This window comes from Candidatus Eremiobacteraceae bacterium, assembly GCA_035295225.1.
In the GTDB taxonomy this organism is placed as follows: Bacteria; Vulcanimicrobiota; Vulcanimicrobiia; order Eremiobacterales; family Eremiobacteraceae; genus JABCYQ01.
Window position 1 is genome coordinate 1 of sequence record DATGJI010000044.1, and the last position, 2,644, is coordinate 2,644.

Consider the following 2,644-nt stretch of genomic DNA (forward strand, 5'->3'; position numbering starts at 1 on the left):
GCACCGCGAACTCGTCCCCGCCCAAACGCGCGACGACGTCCTCCTGGCGGACCGCTCCGCCCAAACGACGCGCCGCCTCCACGAGGATATGGTCGCCACCCGCGTGGCCGAGCGTGTCGTTGACCTCCTTGAAACGGTCGAGGTCGATGTAGACCAAGCCGAAGCGGCGCTGATGGCGACGCGCCGCGGCGATCGTCTCGCCCAAGCGATTGTGGAACTGCGTCCGGTTGGCCAGCGCCGTCAGCGGGTCGTGAAACGCGAGGTATGAGATGCGCTGGTCCTGCTCTTGCATCAAGAGGATGCGACCGATATAGTCGGCGAGCAGCTCGATGTAAGTGCGATCCTCATCGTCAAACGGCTCGTTCGAGCTGCGTTGCGAACAGAACATCAGCGCGTACGTCTTGCCCGCGACGGACAGCGGGGTGGCGATCATGGCGCGCAGCTCCGACTCGACGACGCGCGGGTGGTTGCGCGTGTGCTCGTCGGCGATGAGATCGTCATAGTCGATCGTCTTGCCGGCTTGGATCACAAACGCCCCAAAGGACTCGTTCGGCGGCAGCTCTTTCCCTCGCCAGATCACCGCCCGCTCGTCGTTGTTCGTGTAGTCGACGACGATCCGGTCGCCCTCTTGGCGCACGATGACGCCGATGGGCAAGCCGAGGGCGCGCGCGCCTTCTTCCAGCACGCGGGTCGCCAGATCGGCGCGGTCGAGGTCGGAGCGGCTGACGACACGCCACAACGCGTCCAGCCGATCGAGCCGGCGGCGCGCGCGTCGTTCCTCGACTGCGAGGTCGGTGACGTCGCGAAAGCTCCACACCCGGCCGACGGCCTTGCCGTCCACGCGCTGAGGAACCGAGAGGCGCTCGTAGACGCGCCCGTCCTTGAACTCGATGACGTCGAAGCTCTCGGCATCCGGATGCGCGTAGAGCTCCTGCACCTTGTCGATGAACGCTTGCGGGTCGCTGAGCTGTTCGAGGACGAATTCGAGGGCGCGGTCGTCGTCACGCATGTTGAGCACTTCTTCCGGCAAGCGCCACAAGCGCGCGAAGCGCTCGTTGAAGCGCACGATCTTGCCCACGCGGTCGACGACCAAGATACCGTCTGCGGTCGCTTCGAGCGTGGCGAGCAAGAGCGAATGCTCGTTGAGCAGATCTTCATACCCGCGCGCGCGCAGCGCCGTCTCGCGTGCGACGAGCACGAACTGCCGGCTGCCGTTGGAAGAGACTTCGTGCACGGTCACGCGCAACGGAAACGATGCGCCGGATTTATGCGTGCCGAAGGTGCTGCACGCGCCCACTCGTAGCGCTTCCGGGATGATCGTGGTGAGCGGCCGCCCCGTCAGCTCGCTCGGCGAATAGCCGAACAGCCGTGCTGCGGCGGGGTTGAACGATTGTATCGTGCCGGCTTCATCGTAGGCGACAATCGCGTCCGCGATCACCATGGTATCTATAGATATCGGTCGCAGCCGACATTGAGGCGCAGCGCGCTAGAAGCCACGACCCCTTATCGGCGCCCGATTTACACCGAAATCCGCAGACTGTGACGACGAAGGGTAGGCCTGGCCCCGCTAGTATCCCGCCCGCGGAGGGTCAGCCGGACCCTTGCCGCCCGACCCAAAGTCCGGTTAGAGCTTCACGTTGACGGTGAAGTACGCTTGGAACGGCAGTTTGGTGCCGAGGAACTGGGTGTTGTTGTTGCCGTTCTGCACGGTATAGGGATACGTGTAGTTCGGGTCGCCCGCTGCGCTGACAAACGTGCTCGAGTTAGGAGCAACGCTGAACGGCAGCGTCGTGTAGGTGCAAAAATCTCGTCGATCCCATGCATAGCCGCGCTGATGGCATGAATCGATGATGTTGGTCATCGCGAGATTGAGCTGAACGCGTGGTGCGACTTGGTAGCCCAGTTGGAGATTGCCCGTCAGCCGGGCGGGCTGCACGAACGCTCCCATCGGATCGAACTGCCCGGTGAAATCATCCGGAATCACGAGCGTGGCTCCGCTCGTCGCGGGATCGCTGCCGATCATCGCGAGCGGCGTGCCGTAGTAGGAGCCCGAGCTGAACGTCAGCGACGGCGTCGCCGTGAACTTGTCGTGTTTCCACTGCGCAAGCAGCGTCCCCGTAAAGGGCACGCCGAAGCCGTTGCCTGCAGCGAGCGGCTCGTCGGGAATGACGTCGTAGGGCACGTAGTCCGCGTTCGGATCTTCCAACGGCTGGGCGACGCGATTCCAATACGGGTTCACGACGTGGTTGGCCGTCGAGCAGGTCGGGTCGGGACCGCCGGAGGCAGTGAAGCACTGCGCCGCGGATTGGCCCGAGCTCGTGCTGCCGCACAGCGCGGTGCCGAATTGCGTCTTGCCCGCGTCGGCGCCGCCCGCACCGCATGCCGAGGTGTACGCGTTGTAGTTCGCGATCGACTGATTGATGATGTCGAGCACGTTGAGTCCGCTCGCGAATTTGTTGTAGTGGAAGCGGCTATGGTTGTAGGTCAGCGAGACGAGCGCGGACAGACCGTTGCGGTTGAAATCGCCTTTCTGGAAGGCGAACTCGAGCCCATACGATTTCTCGCTGCCGACGTTCACGCCTGATTCGTTACCGCTCGTATCGAGCAAGATGTTCTCGAACTGGCCGGTCGTGCCGCGATAGTA

General features: G+C 63.6%; 2 protein-coding genes. Both read right to left on the bottom strand.

Features of this window, described 5'->3' with window-relative positions; all coding sequences use genetic code 11:
* The coding region (locus VKT51_07060; GenBank protein HLJ83909.1) for a diguanylate cyclase at positions 1–1,438 on the bottom strand (1,438 nt) is incomplete at its 3' end.
* Between the two features lie 186 nt (positions 1,439–1,624).
* Positions 1,625–2,644, bottom strand: a 1,020-nt coding sequence (locus VKT51_07065) for a hypothetical protein (GenBank protein ID HLJ83910.1), incomplete at its 5' end; no start/stop codon positions are given.